This is a genomic window from Arthrobacter psychrochitiniphilus, from assembly GCF_003185915.1.
Classification (GTDB): Bacteria; Actinomycetota; Actinomycetes; order Actinomycetales; family Micrococcaceae; genus Specibacter; species Specibacter psychrochitiniphilus.
In genome coordinates, this window is record NZ_QHLZ01000007.1 from 1 (window position 1) to 21,324 (window position 21,324).

General features: G+C 59.6%; 16 protein-coding genes. 10 read left to right on the plus strand and 6 right to left on the minus strand.

Going from position 1 to position 21,324, the window contains the following annotated elements; translation table 11 throughout:
- The 3 genes from CVS29_RS11730 to hpf form a co-directional block, all read left to right on the plus strand.
- Positions 1 to 1,503 (plus strand): LpqB family beta-propeller domain-containing protein (locus CVS29_RS11730; RefSeq protein ID WP_110106528.1); only part of this gene is annotated, 1,503 nt, incomplete at its 5' end.
- 202 nt (positions 1,504 to 1,705) lie between these two features.
- Entirely contained in the window at positions 1,706 to 2,629 is a 924-nt protein-coding gene (locus CVS29_RS11735) for a ComF family protein (protein WP_110106529.1), read from the plus strand.
- Positions 2,630 to 2,771: 142 nt separating this feature from the next.
- Complete coding sequence (gene hpf, locus CVS29_RS11740) at positions 2,772 to 3,467, plus strand: ribosome hibernation-promoting factor, HPF/YfiA family (protein ID WP_110106530.1); 696 nt, start codon at positions 2,772 to 2,774, stop codon at positions 3,465 to 3,467.
- A 128-nt stretch (positions 3,468 to 3,595) separates the two neighbouring features.
- Here the strand turns inward: hpf and CVS29_RS11745 are convergent, their stop codons facing one another.
- Positions 3,596 to 4,813, minus strand: a complete 1,218-nt coding sequence (locus CVS29_RS11745; protein ID WP_110106531.1) for an MFS transporter — start codon at positions 4,811 to 4,813, stop codon at positions 3,596 to 3,598.
- A 48-nt stretch (positions 4,814 to 4,861) separates the two neighbouring features.
- Positions 4,862 to 5,443 (minus strand): MarR family winged helix-turn-helix transcriptional regulator, encoded by a 582-nt coding sequence (locus CVS29_RS11750; protein ID WP_110106532.1) that lies wholly within the window; start codon positions 5,441 to 5,443, stop codon positions 4,862 to 4,864.
- A 111-nt stretch (positions 5,444 to 5,554) separates the two neighbouring features.
- Here CVS29_RS11750 and secA point away from each other — a divergent pair, with 111 nt between their 5' ends.
- A complete protein-coding gene (gene secA / locus CVS29_RS11755) occupies positions 5,555 to 8,329 on the plus strand; it encodes a preprotein translocase subunit SecA (RefSeq protein ID WP_110106533.1) in 2,775 nt (924 codons plus the stop codon).
- 112 nt (positions 8,330 to 8,441) lie between these two features.
- Here secA and CVS29_RS11760 read toward each other — a convergent pair whose 3' ends face one another.
- Together CVS29_RS11760 and CVS29_RS11765 are read right to left on the minus strand one after the other, a co-directional pair.
- The gene (locus tag CVS29_RS11760) at positions 8,442 to 9,104 is read right to left on the minus strand and encodes an Rv3235 family protein (protein WP_110106534.1); all 663 of its coding nucleotides are present in this window, start codon (positions 9,102 to 9,104) and stop codon (positions 8,442 to 8,444) included.
- 28 nt (positions 9,105 to 9,132) lie between these two features.
- Positions 9,133 to 9,903 (minus strand): LysM peptidoglycan-binding domain-containing protein, encoded by a 771-nt coding sequence (locus tag CVS29_RS11765; RefSeq protein WP_110106535.1) that lies wholly within the window; start codon positions 9,901 to 9,903, stop codon positions 9,133 to 9,135.
- A 155-nt stretch (positions 9,904 to 10,058) separates the two neighbouring features.
- On the opposite strand from CVS29_RS11765, the gene CVS29_RS11770 reads away from it, so the two are divergent.
- Positions 10,059 to 10,634 carry a hypothetical protein gene (locus CVS29_RS11770; RefSeq protein WP_110106536.1) on the plus strand — a complete coding sequence of 192 codons (576 nt, stop codon included), beginning with the start codon at positions 10,059 to 10,061 and terminating at the stop codon, positions 10,632 to 10,634.
- Between the two features lie 68 nt (positions 10,635 to 10,702).
- Here CVS29_RS11770 and CVS29_RS11775 read toward each other — a convergent pair whose 3' ends face one another.
- A complete protein-coding gene (locus tag CVS29_RS11775) occupies positions 10,703 to 10,921 on the minus strand; it encodes a helix-turn-helix domain-containing protein (protein ID WP_110106537.1) in 219 nt (72 codons plus the stop codon).
- Positions 10,922 to 11,341: 420 nt separating this feature from the next.
- Between CVS29_RS11775 and CVS29_RS11780 the strand changes: the two genes are divergently transcribed.
- The 4 genes from CVS29_RS11780 to CVS29_RS11795 all read left to right on the plus strand — a co-directional run bounded on the left by CVS29_RS11780 (position 11,342) and on the right by CVS29_RS11795 (position 20,298).
- Positions 11,342 to 11,983, plus strand: a complete 642-nt coding sequence (locus CVS29_RS11780; RefSeq protein ID WP_110106538.1) for a CpaB family protein — start codon at positions 11,342 to 11,344, stop codon at positions 11,981 to 11,983.
- Positions 11,980 to 13,785, plus strand: coding sequence for a CpaE/TadZ family protein (locus tag CVS29_RS11785; protein ID WP_110106539.1), 1,806 nt, complete (start codon positions 11,980 to 11,982; stop codon positions 13,783 to 13,785). The genes CVS29_RS11780 and CVS29_RS11785 overlap by 4 nt, the downstream gene beginning before the upstream one ends.
- 56 nt (positions 13,786 to 13,841) lie before the next feature.
- On the plus strand, positions 13,842 to 18,716 hold the full coding sequence (locus tag CVS29_RS11790; RefSeq protein WP_110106540.1) for an NAD-glutamate dehydrogenase: 4,875 nt from the start codon (positions 13,842 to 13,844) through the stop codon (positions 18,714 to 18,716).
- A 103-nt stretch (positions 18,717 to 18,819) separates the two neighbouring features.
- A complete protein-coding gene (locus tag CVS29_RS11795; protein WP_110106541.1) occupies positions 18,820 to 20,298 on the plus strand; it encodes a sensor histidine kinase in 1,479 nt (492 codons plus the stop codon).
- 66 nt (positions 20,299 to 20,364) lie between these two features.
- Here CVS29_RS11795 and CVS29_RS11800 read toward each other — a convergent pair whose 3' ends face one another.
- Positions 20,365 to 20,613 (minus strand): WhiB family transcriptional regulator, encoded by a 249-nt coding sequence (locus CVS29_RS11800; protein ID WP_038469266.1) that lies wholly within the window; start codon positions 20,611 to 20,613, stop codon positions 20,365 to 20,367.
- A gap of 231 nt (positions 20,614 to 20,844) precedes the next feature.
- On the opposite strand from CVS29_RS11800, the gene CVS29_RS11805 reads away from it, so the two are divergent.
- Positions 20,845 to 21,324 (plus strand): hypothetical protein, encoded by a 480-nt coding sequence (locus tag CVS29_RS11805; protein WP_110106542.1) that lies wholly within the window; start codon positions 20,845 to 20,847, stop codon positions 21,322 to 21,324.

Below are 21,324 nucleotides of genomic sequence, written 5' to 3' on the forward strand. Positions count from 1 at the left end.
ACCTTATTCTGGAGCAACTCAACGAACTTCGACTCACCACACCACGGCGCCCTCTACACTCTCAATTCTGAAGAGCCGGATAAGCGCACTCTGGTCTATACGAACACCTTTGCCGTGGCGCCCACCTATGAACAGGACACCTTTGAGCTGAAGTTCGATGTGGTCTCCACGGTGGACGCAACCGGTGTGCTGACCCCGGCCAAACCGGATTCATCGGAACTGTTGCGGATGAAAATGGTGCAAGTGGATGGACAGTGGAGAATCTCGGAAGCGCCCGACGGCGTGATCCTCACCGAGGCGAACTTCCAAACGCTGTTCGCACCGGTCTCGCTCTACTTCTATGATCCGAGTTTCACCTTTGGGGTCCCCGATGTCAGGTGGCTGGCTGGGCGCTCCTCACGCACGGCCACCTCCATTGTCAAAGCGATGCTCAACGGCCCGGCACCCTATTTGCAAGGCGCCGTGGTAAGTGCATTCCCCAACGGCATTGCCTTGGAACGCGATTCGGTGCCCGTGATCAATGGGCAGGCCCGGGTGGGGTTGACTGCAGGGCCTCTGCTGGAAACAAGCATCGAGCAGCGCCAGCAAATGAACGCGCAGTTGTTGACCACGTTCCAAAAGAGCCTGAACACCATCACCGAGGTGGCGTTCTTGGCCGATGACAGATCTGTTGACATGGGCAGCACTGATAACGAGGTGAGCCGCATGATCGTGGACAATCCCGTGCGGCCCACCCAAGTGGCGCTGTCCAAGAACGAGCTGGTTACCTTCGACGGCGTCAAGAGTGCCCGCATTCCCGGGATGGCATCTGTGGCAGGTCTCGATCCGTCGGCGCCGGCCATTTCCTATTCGGGGAAGGACTTTGCGTTCCTAGCAGGGGTGGGAAACCAAATATATTGGGCAACACCCAATGAGCCACCCGTGCTTGCCTTGTCTGGGGTGGGCCTGACCCCGCCTTCGTTTGCCCCCAACGGCTGGCTGTTCTCTGCTGCTGGGGACGGCTCTGGCCTGGTGTTGGCAATCAATCCGGACGACAACGGCAAGTTGGGCGCCCCTGTTCTGCTCAGGGTTCCTTGGTTGGTGGGGCAGGAGGTCAGTACCTTCCGGGTGTCCCGTGATGGCACCAGGGCCTTGGTTATTTCCCAGTCCAACGGCATCAGCAAGGTCAACATGACGGGTATTTTTAAATCCGGTGAGGTCCCCAAGGAACTCACCACGCCCATCAATTTTCTGCATTCCGGGATGCCTACGCTCGGCGTCTGGGTGGGGGGTGCCAGCGTTGCCGTCATGGCCCCCTCTGATACTGACCCGGTGGTCATCGATATTTTGGATCTAGCCGCGCGTCCGTTGGCATTGGATGAGCTCAAGGGTGTGCAATGGATCAGCGCCGGATCCGGTGTCCGGAACATCCATGCTCAGACGGCCACGGAGTTCTTCACCAATGTGGGCAGTTATTGGGAAGTGGCCGCTAAGGAACTCCAACAGGCCTCGTTCGCAGGATAGGCACTGTATAGGCGCTGCGTCGCACAGGATGGGCGCCGGATAAGCACTGTTTAGCACAGGATAGGCGCCGGCCGTGCGCCACTAGCACGTCCCTTCCCTGCCGCCGGTGCTTGATTCCTGCCCAAGGGTTTAGCCTGCAACCTTCTACACAATGGGTGGCCTGGTACTTCCATAGGCACGGCGGCACAAGCATGCTGGGCAGATGGATACGAGAGCAGAAACTGGCCAGGTAGCCGCCCGACACAGGGGGCGGGCAGGAACTGTGTGGCTGCGGGCCTGGTTGTGGTGCGAAGCAGCCTGGCGTGACTTCCTGAATTTGGTATTGCCGGCCGACTGCGTGGTCTGTGGCGCGGATGACCACGCTTTGTGTCCAGGCTGCGCAGTTCTGCTGCGCCAGCAAACGGGCGCGCCATTCCGGGCCGAACAGCATGCCGATGCCCTGATGGGTGTTTCCGGGGATCCGTTGCTGACGGTTTTTGCTGCCGGGGAATACCGGGATGCGTTGGCGCAGGCCATCTTGGCGTTCAAGAATCACGGGCGAACCGAACTTGGCCCGCCGTTGGCCCGGGTGCTAGCCCGAACCCTGACGGCGGCTCTCACCGGTCCTGGCCCATCCGACCAACACATGTGCCCCGCGCAAGATATAAACCCGGCCCGGCTCATCCCGCACGGCTTGCTCCTGGTCCCCGTGCCTAGTACTGGCAGTGGTTGGCGGCGCCGCGGATATGATCCCGTTGCTCTGCTGCTACGGGCCCTCATACGTGAGGGCCGGCTGCCTGAAGGGCTGGAGGTGGCGCCCGTCCTGCGCATCAAAACCAAGCTGCCGTGGCACAGGGCGCATCAGAAGGGGTTGGGCAGGGCTGCCCGGCGGCGCAATGTGCGTAACACTATGGCAATCAAGGCAAAAAAAGTGAGAAATTTTCGGCTGACAGCGAAGCCAAGTGGCCAAGAAATAGTTCTCCTTGACGATGTTCTGACCACTGGTTCCACTCTCAGGGAAGCAGCAAAAACACTGGAATTAGCGGGGTTTAATCTCCGTTGCGCAGTGGTTTTGGCAGCCGCGAAAGCCCCGTCAGGTGATGCGGAAACCAGCGGCCGGAGCGGAGGCGCGGAAAACAATTTTTGAGCAAAAGATGAATAAAACCATGAGGTGAACTAACGTGAGTAAACGGGTACCTCTAGCAAGGGGAAACCGCCCGTCGGCGGTCAGGAATACAGCGATAAATGCTAGCCGGCCGCCGTGTCACCTAAGTTATTTGGAGGGCACCATGGAGTTCATGATCACCGGTCGCAATGTGAGTGTTTCGGACCGATTCCGCGAATATGCAGCCGAAAAGCTCACCAAGATCGAGCAGCTGGCCAGCAAGGTTCAGCGTGTCGATGTGAAGGTTTCCAAGGAGAGCAAGGCGCGCGCAGCAGAGGCTCCACTCACGGTTGAGTTGACGGTTCTGGGCCGCGGGCCGGTCATCCGCGCGGAAGCTGCCGCACCGGATAAGTTCGTTGCCTTTGATCTGGCCTACGGCAAGCTGCTCGAGCGCCTCCGCCGTGCCAAGGACAAGAAGAAGGTCCACCACGGTCGGCACGCCCCCGTGGCTGTGAATGAGGCCACCGGGGCGTTGATTCCCGTGAGTAGTTCTGAGCCTATCTACGCCCAGAGCACACCGGAAGTTCCCGAAGTTAAGTCCCCGTACGAGATCGAAAATGACATCCCCGCCGGTGATTCACCGGTGTTGATCCGCAGAAAAGTCTTCCCGGCTACTGCACTTTCTCTCGATGACGCCGTGGACAACATGGAAATGGTAGGTCACGATTTCTACCTGTTCATCGACTCATCAACAGGGATCCCCTCAGTTGTTTACCGCCGCAAGGGCTGGACCTACGGGGTCATTTCACTCGATGACAACGCAGAGGTTTCCGAAGAGATTTCCGCTTACCGCTCAGAGGATGTTCCGGCACGTGTCTAGATCCTAGATAGTTGCCAGGCTTTCAAAGAAAGACGCCGGCACCTGGGTGGGGATTTTCCCTCACCTAGGTGCCGGCGTCGTTTGCTTCGTTGGGGTTTGCTTGAATACCGGGTTGCGTGAATGCCGGATTAGACGCCGGCGGGTGCGTGAGCCGTAAGGAACTTGCGCCCACCCACAATGATGGCGGCACTGACCAGCACCATGGCTGCGGCCACAAAGAAGGTTGTGGATGCGCCGCTGTACTCGGCTATTTTGGCTGCCAGAAACGGTGCGAGAGCCCCGCCCATCCAGCGCACAAAGTTATAGCCTGCACTGGCAACAGGACGCGGGGAGTCCGAGACAGCCATGGCCATTTCAGTGAACAGGGTGTTGTTGATACCCAGCAGAGCACCTGAAACCACCGTCAGAACCACAATGGCCGGCACCGAGTGTCCGGCAGCCAAGGCCAGTCCCGCCAAGATGACCACCAAACCCAACAGTGAACCGGTCAGGGCACGGACGGGGCCAAAGCGGCGCTGGACCATGGGTGCGACAAATACAGAGAATACGGCCACTGCCACGCCCCAGCTAAAGAATACTGCGCCTATTCCGTAGGCATCGAAGCCCAGAATGAAGGGCACGAATGCCAGGATGGTGAAGAATCCATAGTTATAGAACAAGGCGCTGCCAGCGGTAGTGCGCAAGCCCTTGTGGCCCAGTGCCAGGAGCGGATCACGCAGTCGGGTCTTGGTGGCCGGCAACGGGGTTTTAGGCAGCAGCACCATCAGGAGGATGAACGCCACCGCCATGGCGGTGGCCGTACCAAAGAAGGGTGCACGCCACTGCCAGGCGCCCAGCATTGCGCCCATGAGCGGGCCGAGTGAGAGGCCCAGCCCCAGTGCTGCCTCGTACAAGATGATGGCCGTAGCCGCCCCACCGGAGGCAACCCCCACCATGACGGCCAGCGCCGTCGCTACGAACAAGGCGTTACCCAAGCCCCAACCGGCTCGGAAACCCACCAGGGCATCGACGCTGCCGGATAGGCCTGAAAGGGTCGCAAAAATAACAATGATGCCTAGGCCCAGCAACAGCGTCCGCTTCCCACCAAGGCGTGAGGAGACAAAACCAGTGACGAGCATGGCGATAGCTGTGACCAGAAAATAGCTGGTGAACAGCAACGACACCTGGCTGGGGGTGGCACTGAGGTTCTCTGCAATGGCGGGCAGGATGGGATCAACGAGGCCGATTCCCATGAAGGCGAACACCGATGCTCCAGCCACCGCCCACACAGCCATGGGCTGCTTGAGCATTGATTGCTTTTCTTTTGAGACGGTACTGACTCCGTCGCGGGCAGTTGAATCTGCCATGTTCGCGTGCACTTTTTCTCCTGGGTTGTTGTTGCTGAATGGGCTTGCTTAATGGTGTTGCTTGCGGGTGTTAGTTGGCGGGGGATGACGCCGGTAGGACACGGACGGCGGAAGTGGCAGGGCTAGGGGGGAGAGTGCCGCGTTGAGTTTGGCGATGGCGGAAAGTGCGCGGGAGATGCTCTGCTGTTCACGTAGTGAGAGCCCGGAGAGGCCTGCGGCGACTTCCTGGTTGCGGCGCAGATTCGAAGCCTCCAGAGTTGCCCGCCCTTGCTCGGTGAGGAGCACTTCCACTACGCGGGCGTCGTTGGGGTTCTGCAACCGCTTGACCAGGCCCGCTGCTGCGAGCTTGGTGACCTGCTCAGTGGCGCTGGGCAGGCGGATACCGGCATTACGTGCAATATCGCTGATGCGCAGGGGCGCTTTGGTCAACATGTTTAAGGTGCTCACCTGGCTGGAACTGAGTTCGCCGTCAGCGTCAGTGGAACGCACCACATAGACAGCTTGGCGCAGAATTTCACGGTAGCGGCGCGCAGATGGTGCACTGAAATGCTGGGATATTACGTGCCTGAAGGTTCCGCTGCGGGAGAACAATGTGGCGCAATGCAGGCATAAGCAAGCACTTTCGCTCATATCTGGCAGTATTGCCGGGTGCCACACAGCTAGAACTGGCAGTGTGGTGTGCGTCTTCTCACGTAGACTGAACACGCCACTTTTAGGCAGTAATAGATTGGGAGCAATTTCGTGCCATCACTTCTTGAGCGGGTTCTTCGCACAGGCGATCGCAAGACGCTTAAACGACTCAATGTCCTTGCCGACGCCATTGATTCGCTGGAGGACTCTTTCCAGACCTTCACCGATGCTGAGCTCCGCGAGGAAACAGACAAGCTTAAGCTCCGCCATCAAGACGGCGAGACGCTCGATGACCTGTTGCCGGAAGCCTTCGCCGCGGTGCGGGAAGCTTCCTCGCGTACACTCGGTCTTCGCCACTTCCGTGTCCAGCTCATGGGTGGTGCCGCCCTGCACTTGGGCAACATTGCTGAAATGAAGACCGGTGAAGGCAAAACCCTGGTGGCCACGGCCCCGGCATATTTGAACTCGCTGACCGGCAAGGGCGTGCACGTGGTCACGGTCAATGACTACTTGGCGGAATACCAGTCTGATTTGATGGGACGCGTTTTCCGTTTCCTAGGTCAAAGCAGCGGTTGCATCATCGCCAATCAGGATCCTTCGGTGCGCCGCGCCCAATACGCTGCCGACATCACCTATGGCACCAACAACGAATTCGGCTTCGATTACCTGCGCGACAACATGGCCTGGAGCCAGGATGAGCTAGTCCAGCGCGGGCACAACTATGCCATTGTGGATGAAGTTGACTCCATTCTCATCGATGAGGCCCGCACCCCGCTGATCATTTCCGGTCCTGCGTCAGGTGACGCGAACCGTTGGTACGGGGAATTTGCCAAGGTGGTCCTGCGCCTCAAGCCTGAAGATGACTATGAAGTCGATGAGAAAAAGCGCACCGTGGGTGTTCTTGAAGGCGGCATTGAAAAGGTAGAAGACTACCTGGGCATCAGCAACCTGTATGAGTCTGCCAATACGCCCCTGATCGGCTTCCTGAACAACGCCATCAAGGCCAAGGAGCTCTTCAAGCGTGACAAGGACTACGTCATCATGGACGGCGAAGTCCTGATCGTTGACGAGCACACCGGCCGCATCCTTGCTGGCCGCCGCTATAACGAAGGCATGCACCAGGCCATTGAGGCCAAGGAAGGTGTGGAGATCAAGGCTGAGAACCAGACCCTAGCCACGGTGACCTTGCAGAACTATTTCCGCCTGTATGAGAAGCTTTCCGGCATGACAGGTACCGCCGAGACCGAGGCGTCTGAGTTCATGGGCACCTACTCGCTGGGTGTTGTACCGATCCCCACGAACAAGTCCATGCAGCGCGTTGACCAGCCCGACCTCGTGTACAAGAACGAGATTGTGAAGTTCGACGCCGTGGTGAAGGACATTGCCGAGCGTCACGAAACCGGGCAGCCGGTTCTGGTGGGCACAACCAGTGTTGAGAAGAGCGAATACCTCTCCAAGAAACTGGCTGAGGCAGGCGTCAAGCACGAGGTTTTGAACGCTAAGAATCACGCCCGTGAAGCCGCAATTGTGGCCCAAGCCGGCCGACGTGGGGCCGTCACCGTAGCAACCAATATGGCTGGCCGAGGCACCGATATTATGCTCGGTGGTAACGCCGAGTTCAATGCTGTGAGTGAATTGGCGGCACGCGGACTCGATCCTGAAGAAACCCCGGAGGAGTACGAGGCCGCATGGCTTGACGCCTTTGAGGAAGCAAAACTGGCTGTCAAGGATGAACAAGAGGCCGTTATTGAAGCTGGCGGGCTTTACGTTCTAGGTACCGAACGCCACGAATCACGCCGCATTGACAACCAGTTACGGGGCCGTTCCGGACGTCAGGGAGATCCGGGCGAGTCACGGTTCTACCTGTCATTATCAGATGATCTGATGCGCCTGTTCAACTCCGGTGCCGCTGAAAGGCTCATGTCACGTTCTGCCATGCCTGATGATGTGGCGTTGGAGTCCAAGCTGGTCTCCAAGGCCATTGCCTCGGCCCAGGGCCAGGTTGAAGGCCGCAACGCCGAGCAGCGTAAGAACGTGCTCAAGTATGACGATGTTTTGAATCGCCAGCGTGAAGCTATCTATGGCGACCGCCGCCGGATCCTCGAAGGTGGGGACCTGCATGAAAAGGTCCAGCACTTCTTGGAAGACACCGTCAATGAGATCATCGAGGCTTCCTTGGGCTCCGGTCATGCCGGAGACTATGACTTCAACACGCTGTGGACCAACTTGCGCACCATCTACCCTGTCACTGTCACGGTGGATGAAATCGCTGAAGAAGTGGGCGGCGAAGGCCGCATCACAGCAGAACACCTCAAGACTGAACTGCTCTCGGATGCCCGGGTTGCCTACCAGGAACGCGAAGCCGCACTTGGCTCAGAGAGCATGCGCGAGCTGGAACGCCGTGTGGTCCTCTCCGTTGTAGGGCGCAAGTGGCAAGAGCACCTTTACGAGATGGACTACCTCAAGGAAGGCATCGGTCTGCGGGCCATGGCCCAACGTGATCCCCTCGTGGAGTATCAGCGCGAAGGCTTTGAGATGTTCCAGTCCATGATGGCAGCCATCCGTGAAGAAAGCGTCGGCTTCCTTTTCAACTTGGAAGTTCAGGTTGAGAATGCTCCCGAAGCTACTGTCGGTGTGGTGGAGAACGCCCCGGCTAACCTCATGAAGCGCGTTGAAGGCGGTGCGGCTGCGTCAGAGCATGAGCACGCTGCCCCTCGCATCACGGCCCCTGGTCTTGAAGCTCCGGCCCGGCCCGCCCAGTTGCAGTTCACTGCTCCGGACGCCCAAGGTGATGCGGAGACGCATGTTGAGCGCCGCAGCACAGGCGGTGTCCCGCCGTCGGCCAAGCGCCCGGCTGGCAAGGCCAAGAAGAAGAAAAAGCGCTAAGTTCACGTGAAGAGGGCCGCCGTCCGGAGGAGCTGACACAGCACATCAGGTGCGTCAGTTCCTGCGGATGGCGGCCTTTTTGTTGTGTCTTTCTCTCTGGCCAACACGTTCCCTAGCCAATACGCAGGGCGGTGACCTTCCACAGGCCGTGGCTCAATTCCAGGCGCATGGCGATGGCTCTAAATCTGGTCCTGTCAGCCACCACAACCGCCGTTTCAAAGATGCCGGGGCCAACCACATGGCAGTGAACCGACTGTACATGCGGTTGCCGGTGCAGCATCTGGACGTTGTCCGGGTATCCGCCATCATTACTACTACGGCGTTCCTGCTCCCGGTAGGCTTCCGCATAAAGACGTGCCCGGGTGCTCAAAGCGCTCAGGCACCGGGCGTCGAGCCACCTGGCCAACTGCTGCACTGAACGGACGCCATGGAGAATTTCCAAGGCGCTTTGGGCAACCTTGCAGGACATATTGCCCACCACCGCCCGTTCGGCGGATTCCGGGTCGAGCGTCTGCACCGTGCCAACCCCGGCCGCGTTAAGTCCGACCGTGCCAATCTTGGTGGAGGTCTCTTCCGCCGGGGCTGATGCCTCGTCTGCCGTTGAGGCAGTGTTTCTGGATGGGCGTGTTTGAGGAGTGCCAGCAAACAACTCCACAATATTTTCCTGGTTCTCTTGCGGAGTCGGTGACGGGGCGGGAGTGCTGGAAGAGGGAAGTGGCCGTACCAACAAGAAAGTGGCTGGTGCGGGGGTTTCAGAGATGGCTGCTGTACTCACGGGGTGCTCCTTTGGGTGGTGCCAAATGTTAGTAATTGCCGGGTGCATGCAGTATTTGTCCCGGAAGAATAAGGTTCGGATCAGCACCAATGGTGCTTCGATTGGTGCCGTACCACTGCGGCCATGCCAAGGCCACCTCGACATCCGTGGAATACGGTCCCAACGCTTCGGCGACGATTCCCCAGAGTGTGTCGCCCTTTTTGACAACCACGTCACCGGAGCGCAGATCACCGGAAGCCGCTGTTGGGTCCTCTTGAAACTCGGGCTGGTCCGCGGGCTCGCGCGGCGAGGTCCTGATCAGTAGATCCGGTGCAATGTCAGGGGTGTGTGGCACCCACAAAGGATCCACTGGCGGTGATGATGGCGAAGGTGTGCTCACTGCTCCTGAGATGGGAGCCGTGGAAACCGTCAGGGTATGCCAGAGTGGGGCAACACCGGCTGCCTGCGCTGCGCCAGCCAACGGTGCGCCGAGGAGATTAATCCCAATAATCGCTGCGACCACTCGGCGCATGAACGCCGGCGACCAGCGTGCTGTGAGCGTTGAAAGCCTGTGGGCTCCGAATCTCTGGGCAAATGCAGATAGGCAAGCGCAGCAGAGGGCAAACAACCACCAGCAGAGCAAGGCAAAGCCGATCCCGGCACCCGCCACGCCCAACAATTCAGGGAACCCAAGTGTCGGAGCCATGGAGCGCCCGCCCCACTGCAGACGCAGCAGTGCAAAACCGCTGAAGACCAGGGCGGCCCCTAGGAAGGCAATGGCTGCGGTCATTGCCAGATCAGCCCGAGTTTGTGGTTTCACGGTTGCTCTCCTTTGAGCATGTTTGACACTGTTTGACATCATTTGAAGGTGATTCATTCATTTTGACCCCAACAGCATGGATATGTCTAGAGGCTGCAGCCAAGCTGTGGAAGGGCAGAGTTGACGGCCCCATGGTTGCCGCTTAGCGTGGGCCCATGCGGTGGGAACTTCTCTTCGGTGATCTGGAAACACAGTGGCATGCCTCAACGCAGCAGGATTTCGAGCGGCACGTCAATGAATTAGCCCGCATTGAGGCGTCCCAGATGACCCTTGCCGAGGCTTTACGAGGAGCCAGCGGAGAGCAGCTTTCCGTGTTTCTGTGCACGGGCACCGCGTATCACGGGGAAGTGCTCAGGGTGGAAAAGGACTGGGCTTTGCTGCGTGAAGAGAACCGATCCGTCATCGTGCCGCTGACGAAGGTGGTGCGGGTGAACGGGCTGGGATTGGAGCGTCAGCAGAGCCCGAGCCAGGTGGGCTATTCCCTGGCCGCGGCACTGCGGGTGCTGGCCAGGAACCGTTCGGCCGTGGTCCTTGAGCTGGACACCGCCGCGCAGGCGGGCTCCAGTGCGGTGCATGTCAGGGGTGTTCTGGACCAAGTGGGGGCTGACTATGTTCAACTCATGCAATTGGCCGACGGCGTGGGCCGGGACCCCGGAAATCGGCAGGGCTCAGTGGTAATTCCGCTGGGACGGTTGGTTTCGATCGTCTCATCACCGGACAACGAATTCTGAACCAGCAAGTTCCTGATGTACCTAGACCGGCACTACTTAGACCAAGAGATGCCAGTGCCCAGAGCTACCTATTCGGCGGTGACGGAATTCTCAGTGGCCAGCATGGTTCTGGCTGCTGCGTGTCTGTCATCGATGAACTGCTCAAATTTCGCTTCGTCCACACGCCACTGCCCGCGTCCACCAATTTGGAATGCGGGCAGCTCGCCACTGTGTACCAGGGCATAGCAGGCTGCTGCAGAGATCTGCAGCTGTTCGGCCACATCGGCCAAGGTTAAGAATCTGGGCATGCACTCATTATCCCCCCTTTGATGTGCTTTGACGAGCTTAATCATCCTTAACCACAGCCTAGGAGGTCTTGCCGGTCACTACGAGGTGCCGGTGCATGACTCCACGCTGCTTGTCACCGCGGATGGCTTGCCTTATGCAGCGCGAGCATGCCCGCTACCTGCACTCACGGCTAAGTTCGTCGCTATAGGCCTGGCTAGGCTCGTTTCCAGAAGCCCAGGTGTCAACGATCAAAGCACCAGCGGGACAACGCAGAGCAACCTGAGAAGGTAGTGGCAACTTGTTCCATCACTGCTGAAGTTGTCCACAGTTTTAGTCGGTTTTTGAGGAAGCCCTTTCAACCGTGGCCAATCAGCGGTAGAAAGAGTAGACGGCAGCGTGGCTCGCACCATCGCTGCCAGATTCCTGAAGGGGGCGGGGCTATGGCGATGGAAATGCCGGGGCAAGCACCACGGCTGAGCAAACCGTCGTGGAAGGATCCACGTCTGCTCATTGGCATTCTTTTAGTGCTGGCGTCCGTGGCCGGGGTGGTGGCATTGGTGGGCAACGCAGCCAAGACAGTGCCCATGTATGTGGCCAAGGATGCGCTGGTGGTAGGTCAGAAGATCACTCCGGATTCCTTCACCATTGTGGATGTCCAGCTTGGAGACGTTGATGGGAAATATCTTGATCCGGCCGACGCGCTGGATGCGAACGCCGTCGCCATTCGCATGGTTCCCAAGGGTGAACTGGTCTCCCGTAGCAGCATTGGGCGGATCGATGCGCTGAACCGAAAACCAGTTCCTGTCACTATCACTGAACCCTTGCCCAAAGAGGTAGTGGTGGGCGCTTATGTTGACGTTTGGGTGGCCCTGCCCGATGACCGCAACGGCTTTGCTGAGCCGGTGCTGATGCTCCCGGGAGCCGAAGTTGCCTCCCTGGCGTCAGCCTCGGGCTCCTTGGGATCGAGCAAGAACACAGCCCTCATGGTTCTGGTCAGTGACGCTCAAATGCCAAAATTTCTTGGTGCTGTGGCCAACAATGCCAAAGTTTCCGTGGTGTGGAATCCCGGTGCGGCGCCATGAGCCCAGTGACAGTGGTTGCGGTGGGGGACACCCCGGCAGCGGTGATTGCTGAGCTGGAAAACAACAGAGGCGCACTTCATATTGTCCGCCGCTGTCCTGAGCTGGCCGAGCTTCTGGCAGCGTGCCAAAATGGGCTGGCCCAAGCGGCTGTTGTAGCCGAGGGGGCGGATGAACTCAGCGCAACGCTTGTGGACAGGCTGGCCGCGGTTGGTGTCAGCGTGGTGGCTGTTGCCACTACTGCAGAGGCCGCACAGCGCCTACGTTCGATCGGTGCCGGCGTTGTCACGGAGCACGTGAGCGCGGAACTGCTCGCCCAGGTAGTCACAGCCGCCGTGCAATCTCGCAAGCAGTTGGATGGGGCAGGTGGGTACGCCGTCCCTGCGCGAGCCCCCACAGATGTGGCAGCTTCGCGGGGAGCACACGCGAGCACTCCAACGAAGCCGCAAGCAGATGCAATGGCCCTCACTGCCGCGCCGGAGTCTACAGCTCCAGCCACCCCGGAGCATTTAGATGCCACCGGCGAAGAAGCGGGCCACAACGCTGTCAAGCACAACGCTGTCAAGCACAACACTGTCAAGCACAACACTGCGGACACCACGGATCCAACGCAGCACGCGAGTCTGTGGGAGCGGACGCGGCGCCGATTACGGCGTCGCGACTGGACCCAGGAAGACGAAACAAAGCCCGAAACCACTAAAGAAACCGAAACGGATCCTAGCCCCGGATCCACGCCGCTGCCAAGACCAACTCCGGACCCGCCGAAGTCAGCTCTGCACAAGCCGGACCCGTTAAAGCCGGCACTGTCCAGACCTTCGCAGTCCAAGCCGGCCCTGTCCAGAGCTGCACCGTCAGCGCCAGAACCAGCAACGGCTCCCGCTGCCCTGTCTTCACCTGCGGCGGCACCTGCGGTCACAGCTGAAGCAACACCGGCACTGCCCGGCCGCACAGGCATGCTCGTGGCGTTGTGGGGTCCCATTGGATCGCCCGGGCGCACCACAGTGGCCATAAATCTGGCAGCCGAACAGGCGGCTGCCGGCCGCAGTGTCTTGGTGATAGACGCAGATAGCTACGGAGCCAGCATTGGTGCCGCGCTGGGCCTGCTGGAGGAATCCGCGTCCTTTGCCCAGGCATGCCGGGCAGCTGACCAGGGAACCTTATCCGCAGTTCGCTTCACGAACATCTTGACTAAGGTTGTTTTTTCAGCAGGCACGTTTTCCCTCTTGACGGGCCTGACCAGGGCCGATCGCTGGCCGGAGTTGCGGGCGGCCGCCGTGGCCAGGGTTGTAGCTCTGGCACGGGAATCGGCAGACTTGGTGGTGGTGGATTGCGGATTCTCGCTAGAGAACGATGAGGAACTCAGCTATGACACCGTAGCTCCGCGGCGCAACGGCGCAACGCTGACTGTGCTGGCCCAGGCGGACATCATCTACGCGGTGGGCAGCGGGGACCCGGTGGGGATCCCGAGACTGATCCGAGGCATGAACGAACTCCAAGCGGCCTTCCCTGCTGCACGGATAGATGTGGTGGTGAATAAGGTGCGCCGTCAAGCTGCCGGGCGGGCACCGGAAAAGGCACTGGCACAGGCTTGGGAACGGTTTGGCCCCACCGCGCCGATCAGGCATTTTCTCCCCTGGGACCCGGAAATAACTGATAGGGCGTTGCTGGAAGGGCGGCTCCTGCTGGAGGTGGCTCCGGACTCGCCGCTGCGCCGGGGCATTAGCCGGATCGATTGTGCAGCTGTCCAAGAGAACTCTGAATCCGCTGTCACAAGCACCACAGCAGCCCTGCAGAATCAGGGCTAGGCTCAGAACAGGCCTGCAAAGAAGCGGTCTCATCTCTTTGACGGAGGCGTTAATTCATGTCATCGCACACTTCAAGCCACGAGCCTGTGCAGGAGCACCCACAGTTTGGTGGACAGCCATTCCATAATGACTACTTTGTGCAATTGTCCGTAGAGGACGCCGCTCGCTATGACCCGGACGTACTTAATGCGCGGGCCCTGCTCCACCAGCAGATTGCAGCCATTAGAACTCCCGGCCATTCCACGGTGGATATCCGCGACGAACGCGATGCCAGCGTGGTTTACATTGTTTCCGATGACATGCCCTTCTTGGTTGACTCGGTCAGTGCCGAATTGGTGCGCCAAGATCTCGCCATCCATTTGGTCACGCACCCCGTTTTTGTGGTCTCCCGGGATAAAAAATCCAACGTCTTGAGCGCTGTCACGAAGGTTCCTTCCCACGCGGGCATCGCCAGCGGGGACACCTCAGCAATGCCCAACATTGCCCACCTGCTGGGGGATGGGGAGAATTCCTCCTTCCTGGAATCATGGATTGCCATTGAAATTCCCAAGATCGACGACGAGCGCAAGTTGGCGCTCTACTCAGGCCTCGCCAAGGTGCTGGCCAATGTACGGGCAGCGGTTGAAGATTGGCCTGCCATGCGTGAGAAGGCGCTGAGCCGGGCAGAAATTCTGGCCACCGTGCTGGCAGGGGAAGATCTTGTGGACCTGCGCGAAGCCGAAGATTTACTGCACTGGATGGAGGCAGATAACTTCACTTTCCTTGGCTACCGCGAATACGATCTTGAAAAGCGTGACGGTGAAGACGTACTCGTCAATCGTGAGGGCAGCGGCCTGGGCCTGATGCGGGATGGCTCCAGCCACCCTACCGTTCAGCACCTGACTACAACGGGGCAGCGCAAGGCCCGTGAAAAACGTGTCCTTGTCATTACCAAGGCCAACTCACGCTCCACAGTGCACCGCGGCGCGTACTTTGACTACATTGGTGTGAAGTCTTTCGATTCCCAGGGCAATGTCAACGGTGAGCAGCGTTTCATCGGCTTGTTTTCCTCTGGGGTTTACACCGGTTCCGTGCGTAACATCCCTGTGGTTCGGGAAAAGGTTGAGGCTGTGCTGCGGCACTTCGGTTTCCCGCCCAACTCACACTCCGGCAAAGACTTGTTTGCGGTTCTGGAGACCTACCCCCGCGATGAGCTGTTCCAGATTGAGGTTTCGGACCTGATCGAGATCGCGGAAGGGATCCTCAGGCTGGCCGAACGACGCCGCACGCGGTTGTTCCTGCGCCCTGACATCTATGGACGCTTCATGTCCGCGTTGGTCTACATCCCGCGTGATCGCTACACCACCGCTGTCCGGCACCGCATTGAGGATGAACTCACCCGCACCTTCAGCGCCGTGTCCATTGATTTTGAGGCGCGCATGAGCGAATCGGCGCTGGCCCGGCTGTTCTTCCGCATCCGCCTGCCCAAGGCCTACATGGTTCCGGCGGATCTGCAGGCTGCCGAACTGGAGCAGCGGCTGGTGCGTGCGGCGAGGTCCTGGCCCGAGGGGATCGCCCAGGTGTTGCGCGATTCGGAGCAGCGCGAGGTGGCGGACCGTTTGGAAGCCAAGTGGGCTCATGCATTCCCGCAGAGCTACCGGGTGGACTTTGAGGTTGAGGACGCTCTGGCGGACATTGCCCGCTTTGAGGAATTTGATGCCCGTTACAAGGCTGCAACAGCGGCCGGGCTAAGCCCCGATAAGTGTGCCCCCGGCATGCACGTCTACCTGCCCAAGGGCAGCGGCGGGCTCCTTGAAGGAGATGCCCGCGTCAAGCTGTACATGGCACATCCGCAAAGCCTGAGCAAGATCCTGCCCTTTTTCCACAGCTTGGGACTCGAGGTGCTGGATGAGCGGCCCTTTGACGTTGAAACTGCTGATAAGCGTGACTTCTTCCTCTACGATCTTGGCCTGAAGTACCCTGCCGGAGTTGACCCGTTGACAACGGCGGACCTGCTGACGGAGGCGTTTGGGGCAGCGATTACGGGCCGCAGCGAGTCGGATAACTTTGATCGGCTGGTGCTGACCGAGGGTATGCATGCACGCCAGGTAGTCATTCTGCGCGCCTATGCCAAGTACACGCGCCAGATGGGCAATACCAACTCCTACGGGTTCATTGCCAACACGCTTTTGGAAAATGTGGATGTTACCCGCGGGTTGGTGGAGCTTTTTGAGGCCCGCTTCAACCCTGCCATTGAGGAGGGGGCCCGCCCGGCCTTGCAGGATGAGATCCACACCAGGCTCAATGCGGCGCTGGAAAGCGTCCCAACACTTGATGCCGATCGGGTCCTGCGCACTTTCACCAACTTAGTTGATGCCACCTTGCGCACCAACTACTACCGTGAACGGGATTACCTCAGTCTGAAGCTGGATCCGCTAGCCATTGAGGGTTTGCCGGCGCCGAAGCCCATGTTTGAGATTTGGGTTTACTCCCCGCGCGTGGAAGGCACGCACCTGCGCTTCGGTAAGGTGGCACGCGGCGGGCTGCGTTGGTCTGACCGGCGTGAAGATTTCCGCACCGAGGTGTTGGGCCTGGTCAAGGCGCAGACCGTCAAGAACGCCGTGATTGTGCCCACCGGGGCCAAGGGCGGCTTCTTCGCCAAGCAACTGCCCAACCCGGCAGTGGACCGCGGCGCCTGGATGGAGGAAGGGCGGGAAAGCTATAAGACCTTCATCCGCGGGCTGCTGGACGTCACGGATAACCTGGTGGCCACCGACGCCGGTGAAGTGGTGGTGCCGCCGGTGAACGTGGTCCGCCATGACGGTGATGACACGTACATGGTGGTAGCGGCAGACAAGGGCACGGCGTCCTTCTCGGACACGGCCAACGCCATCTCTGCGGAGTACGGATTCTGGCTCGGTGACGCCTTCGCCTCGGGTGGTTCCGTGGGCTATGACCATAAGGCCATGGCCATTACCGCCCGTGGCGCGTGGGAGTCCGTCAAAGCGCACTTCAGCGAGTTTGGTGTAGACACCCAGACCCAGGAGTTCACCGCCGTGGGCGTAGGAGACATGTCAGGGGACGTGTTTGGCAACGGGATGCTGCGTACCCGCCACGTCAATCTGGTGGCCGCTTTTGACCACCGCGATATTTTCCTTGACCCCAACCCTGTGGCCGGGGTGGCGTTCGATGAGCGCCAGCGCCTGTACGATCTTCCGCGATCATCATGGCAGGACTACAACAAGGAGCTCATCAGTGCCGGTGGCGGGGTGTACTCACGCACACTGAAATCGATCCCGATCTCACCGGAAGTTGGCGTGGCGCTCGGCCTGCCCGCCGGAACCACGAAGCTCAGCCCGCCGGAGCTGCTCCGGGCAGTGCTGCTGGCCCCCACCGATCTGCTGTACAACGGTGGCATTGGCACCTACATCAAGGCCAGCTACGAAAGCAATGCCTCGGTGGGAGATAAAGCCAACGATCCCATTCGTGTTGATGGTGCGGACCTACGGGTCAAAATCATTGGCGAAGGCGGCAACTTGGGCATGACCCAGCATGGCCGTGTGGAGGCTGCTCTGCATGGGGTCATTCTGAACACTGACGCCATTGACAACTCTGCCGGCGTGGATTGCTCCGATCATGAAGTGAACATTAAGATCTTCGTTGATCGCATGGTGGCTGCAGGCAAGCTGGACCCCGCCGAACGCACCGATTTCCTGATGTCCATGACCGATGAAATTGGGCAGCTGGTGCTCGAGGACAACATTGAACAGAACATCTTGCTGCTCAACGATCGTCAACGAGTGGTTGAGTGGAGCCCCAGCTATGAGCGCTTCATGGACTGGCTGGAAGATCACGGGGACCTGAACCGTGAGCTTGAGGCGCTGCCCAGCAACGCCGAACTGCAAGAACGCCTGGCAACCGGGCAGGGACTGACCTCCCCGGAACTTGCCGTGCTGCTGGCCTACGCCAAGATGGAACTGGCCAAGTCACTCACCAACAGTGACTTGGCCGATGATTCGTGGTTCAAGACAACACTGCGCCGTTACTTCCCCGCCCAGGTGGCGGCACGTTTCGATGCGGAACTGGACACGCACCCGCTGCGCCGGGAAATCATTGCCACCGTGGTGGCCAATGACATGGTGAACCTGGGCGGCATCACCTTTGCCTTCCGGGCCATGGAAGAATCCTCGGCCAGCGAAGTGGTTGTTGCCAAGGCCTTTGTTGCCCTGCATGAGATCTTTGATCTGAAGTCCATGACCACCATGCTGGGCGAACTCCCGCCCAGCTTCCCCACGGAGCAGTGGAGCACGGTTCACCTGGACATGCGCCGCCTGCTGGATAGGGCCGTGCGATGGCTGGTCAATGAGGGGATTGGGCAGCAGAGCATTGCGGAGCTGGTGCAACGCTTCAAGCCTGGGGTCAGCAACCTGGCCCCACGCCTGAGTGAGTTCGTCCAAGGTGTGGATGTGGAGCGGGTGGAGAACTGGTACAGCCAGGCCACATCCTTTAACATGCCGCTGGCCTTGGGCCGCCGCTGGGCGGAACTCTTTGAGACGTTCCCGCTGCTGGATGTTGCCAAGGTCAGTGAAGCATTGGCCGAACCACAGGACACGGTGGCGAGCGTGTACTACACGCTTTACAACCGATACGGGGTGGACTCACTGCTGGAACGGATCACGGCGTTGCCACGTAATGACAGGTGGCAGGCGCTGGCGCGTGCAGCCTTACGTGATGACCTGTACGCCACCACGGCGGACATGACCAGTAATGTTCTGGACCGGACCGAGAAGGGTGCCTCCACCATGGCGCGCATTGAAGCCTGGGAGGCACAGAATGCGGAGCAGCTGGAGAGGGCTGTTCGGATGTTTGCCGAAGTCAACGAGCTCGAACAGGACGACATGGCGTCCTTGTCGGTAGCATTGAGGCTCTTGCGTTCAATTGTGCGGCGGTAACCGCAGCACACCATCTGTGTAACTGGCGCCCTCGAATGCGCCAGGTAGTGCGGTGCCCGCTGTTTGCAGCGGGCACCGCCACCCATTTTTTAAAAGGAGCCCGATGGCAATTTTTGCCGACATGATCAGGGACAATCCCGGGCTGGCCCCGGGCGACGCCGAATGGCTGCACCTTTTGGTGGGGGACTGGCAGATGATTGCTGACCTTTCCTTCGCCGACCTGGTCCTGTGGTTCCCGGCCAAAACCGGCACGGGGCATGTGGCGCTGGCCCATGTGCGGCCTTCCACTTCTCACACCATGTTCCACGCAGACTTTGTGGGCGAACAGATTCAGCCTTCTCTGGAGCCGTTGGTGAAGGCGGCCTGGAAGAGTCAAAACATTGAGCGCTCGCATGAAACCAAAATCTGGAGCCCGGACATGGCCATGCGGGTTGAAGCCATCCCCATGGTGCGCAACGGGCGCACACTGGCTGTTATCACCACACATATGGACCTCTCCAGCTCGCGGATGCCCTCCCGGCTGGAACTGACGTACCGGCAGTGCGCCTACGATTTGCTGAAGATGGGCACCTTGGGTTTGTGGCCCGATTTTGCCTCGCCCACAGGATCCCGCCGCGGTGCGCCGCGTGTTGGTGATGGTTTGCTGCGTCTGGACGTTGACGGGATTGTGCAATACGCCAGCCCCAACGGCGTCTCGGCTTTCCGCCGGCTAGGAGATGGCGAGTCCTTGGAAGGCCGGTCCCTGGCCGAGGTGACCACGGGGCTGCTCAAGGACCGGCGCATGGTGGATGAATCGCTGCCACTGGTTGTCACGGGCCGCATGCCGTGGCGCACCGAGATTGAATCACGGGGCGTCAGCTTGTCATTGCGGGCCATTCCGTTGCGTGATGGTGTGGAACGCTTTGGAGCACTGGTACTGTGCCGCGATGTTTCCGAGCTGCGGCGCAGGGAGCAGGAGCTGGTGACCAAGGACGCCACCATCCGCGAGATCCACCACCGGGTGAAGAATAATTTGCAGACAGTGGCTGCCTTGCTGAGGATGCAGTCGCGCCGCATGCACAGTGAAGAGGGAAAGCAGGGGCTGGAACAGGCCATGCGCCGGGTCGCCACCATTGCGTTGGTGCATGAGACGCTGTCCCAGGGCCTGGCTCAGAACGTTGACTTTGATGAGCTGATTGACCGGCAGTTCCGGCTCTCCGCCGAGGTTGCCTCCCCGTCCCAGCGGGTGCGCACCGAACGCGAGGGTGCCTTCGGTGAGCTGCCCAGCGATTTCGCCACCCCGCTGGCACTGGTGATCAACGAGCTGGTGACCAACGCCGTCGAACATGGTTTGCAGGACCGGGAGGGGACGGTGTGGCTGATGGCGCACCGGTTCAAGAATGATTCAGGTGATGACGCGCTGACCGTGAAGATCGCGGACGACGGCGTGGGGTTGCCGCCGGGGAACATTGCTGAGGGTCTGGGGTTGCAAATTGTGCGGACCCTGGTGACCAGTGAATTAGGCGGCACCATTGACTGGTCTGTGCGTGAGGGTGGCGGCACGGTGGTTGAGATGCAGATGGCACTCATTTCCCGGCATTAAAAAACTGACCCGCAGCAATCTGTGATTGCTGCGGGTCAGTTGCCTATGCGCTTAGCTTGCGTGCGCTTAGCTTGCGCGGCGGGCGCGGGCTGCGCGGCGCTTCATAGCGCGACGCTCGTCCTCGCTAAGACCGCCCCACACGCCTGCGTCCTGTCCGGATTCGATGGCCCACTTCAAGCAGGTGTCAATCACGGGGCAGCGGCGGCATACGCTCTTTGCTTCCTCGATCTGCAGCAAGGCCGGACCTGTGTTTCCCACGGGGAAAAACAATTCCGGGTCCTTGTCGAGGCAGGCTGCGCGACTACGCCAGTCCATGCTGATCACTCACTCCTTTTAAAACGGGGGCGTCTTGTGAAAAAATTCACTTTAGGCCACATAAGAAAAGGCCCACAATGGGCCCTTCAGGTCATTTACTTAAGATTGTCATGTTAACTCAACGTAAACAAGGGGTAATGGCGGAAATAATTGTCTCTAACCGTGAGCGATGCGTCACAATGCCCCGCGGGTTCCCGGCCCCCACCCGGCAAACTCCGATAAGGTGCTCTTGTGCAAAACGATCCCCAAACCCCAGCTGACATGCCCCGCCCAGAGGACGCTGATGCGTTGGAAGCGAGCCTTAAACGCGGTGAGTTAGTCCGCCCGGCAGGCGTTTTTGTCATTGCGGGCGTGGTGGGATCAGAAGCGTTGGCATTGGCCGTGTTCGGCATCTGGTCGATCTTTTCATTGCTCACACAGCCGAGTAATTCCTTTGCGAGCGCCATATTTTTGACTCTCTTGCTCTTGGGACTGTCCGCAGGCTTGGGTGCGGTAGCGTTCAAGGCTTTCCATGGTTTCAGGTGGACACGCTCGGCTGCGTTTGTGTGGCAATTGCTTATGGTGGCCATCGCTACGCCGGCCTTGTTGGAAGGTGAGCTGATGCTGGGCTTGCTGCTCCTCTTGCCGCCGCTGGCGGTTGTTTACTTCCTCTTCACCCCCAAAGTGGTGGCCTTTTCATTGCGTACGGCGGCGGAGGAAACGGTCCTTTAG

Coding starts and splice junctions, on each gene's coding strand:
- CVS29_RS11735 (WP_110106529.1), top strand. CDS start 1,706: ATGGATACGAGAGCAGAAACTGGCCAGGTAGCCGCCCGACACAGGGGG.
- hpf (WP_110106530.1), top strand. CDS start 2,772: ATGGAGTTCATGATCACCGGTCGCAATGTGAGTGTTTCGGACCGATTC.
- CVS29_RS11745 (WP_110106531.1), bottom strand. CDS start 4,813: ATGGCAGATTCAACTGCCCGCGACGGAGTCAGTACCGTCTCAAAAGAA.
- CVS29_RS11750 (WP_110106532.1), bottom strand. CDS start 5,443: ATGAGCGAAAGTGCTTGCTTATGCCTGCATTGCGCCACATTGTTCTCC.
- CVS29_RS11770 (WP_110106536.1), top strand. CDS start 10,059: ATGCGGTGGGAACTTCTCTTCGGTGATCTGGAAACACAGTGGCATGCC.
- CVS29_RS11775 (WP_110106537.1), bottom strand. CDS start 10,921: ATGCCCAGATTCTTAACCTTGGCCGATGTGGCCGAACAGCTGCAGATC.
- CVS29_RS11780 (WP_110106538.1), top strand. CDS start 11,342: ATGGCGATGGAAATGCCGGGGCAAGCACCACGGCTGAGCAAACCGTCG.
- CVS29_RS11785 (WP_110106539.1), top strand. CDS start 11,980: ATGAGCCCAGTGACAGTGGTTGCGGTGGGGGACACCCCGGCAGCGGTG.
- CVS29_RS11790 (WP_110106540.1), top strand. CDS start 13,842: ATGTCATCGCACACTTCAAGCCACGAGCCTGTGCAGGAGCACCCACAG.
- CVS29_RS11795 (WP_110106541.1), top strand. CDS start 18,820: ATGGCAATTTTTGCCGACATGATCAGGGACAATCCCGGGCTGGCCCCG.
- CVS29_RS11800 (WP_038469266.1), bottom strand. CDS start 20,613: ATGGACTGGCGTAGTCGCGCAGCCTGCCTCGACAAGGACCCGGAATTG.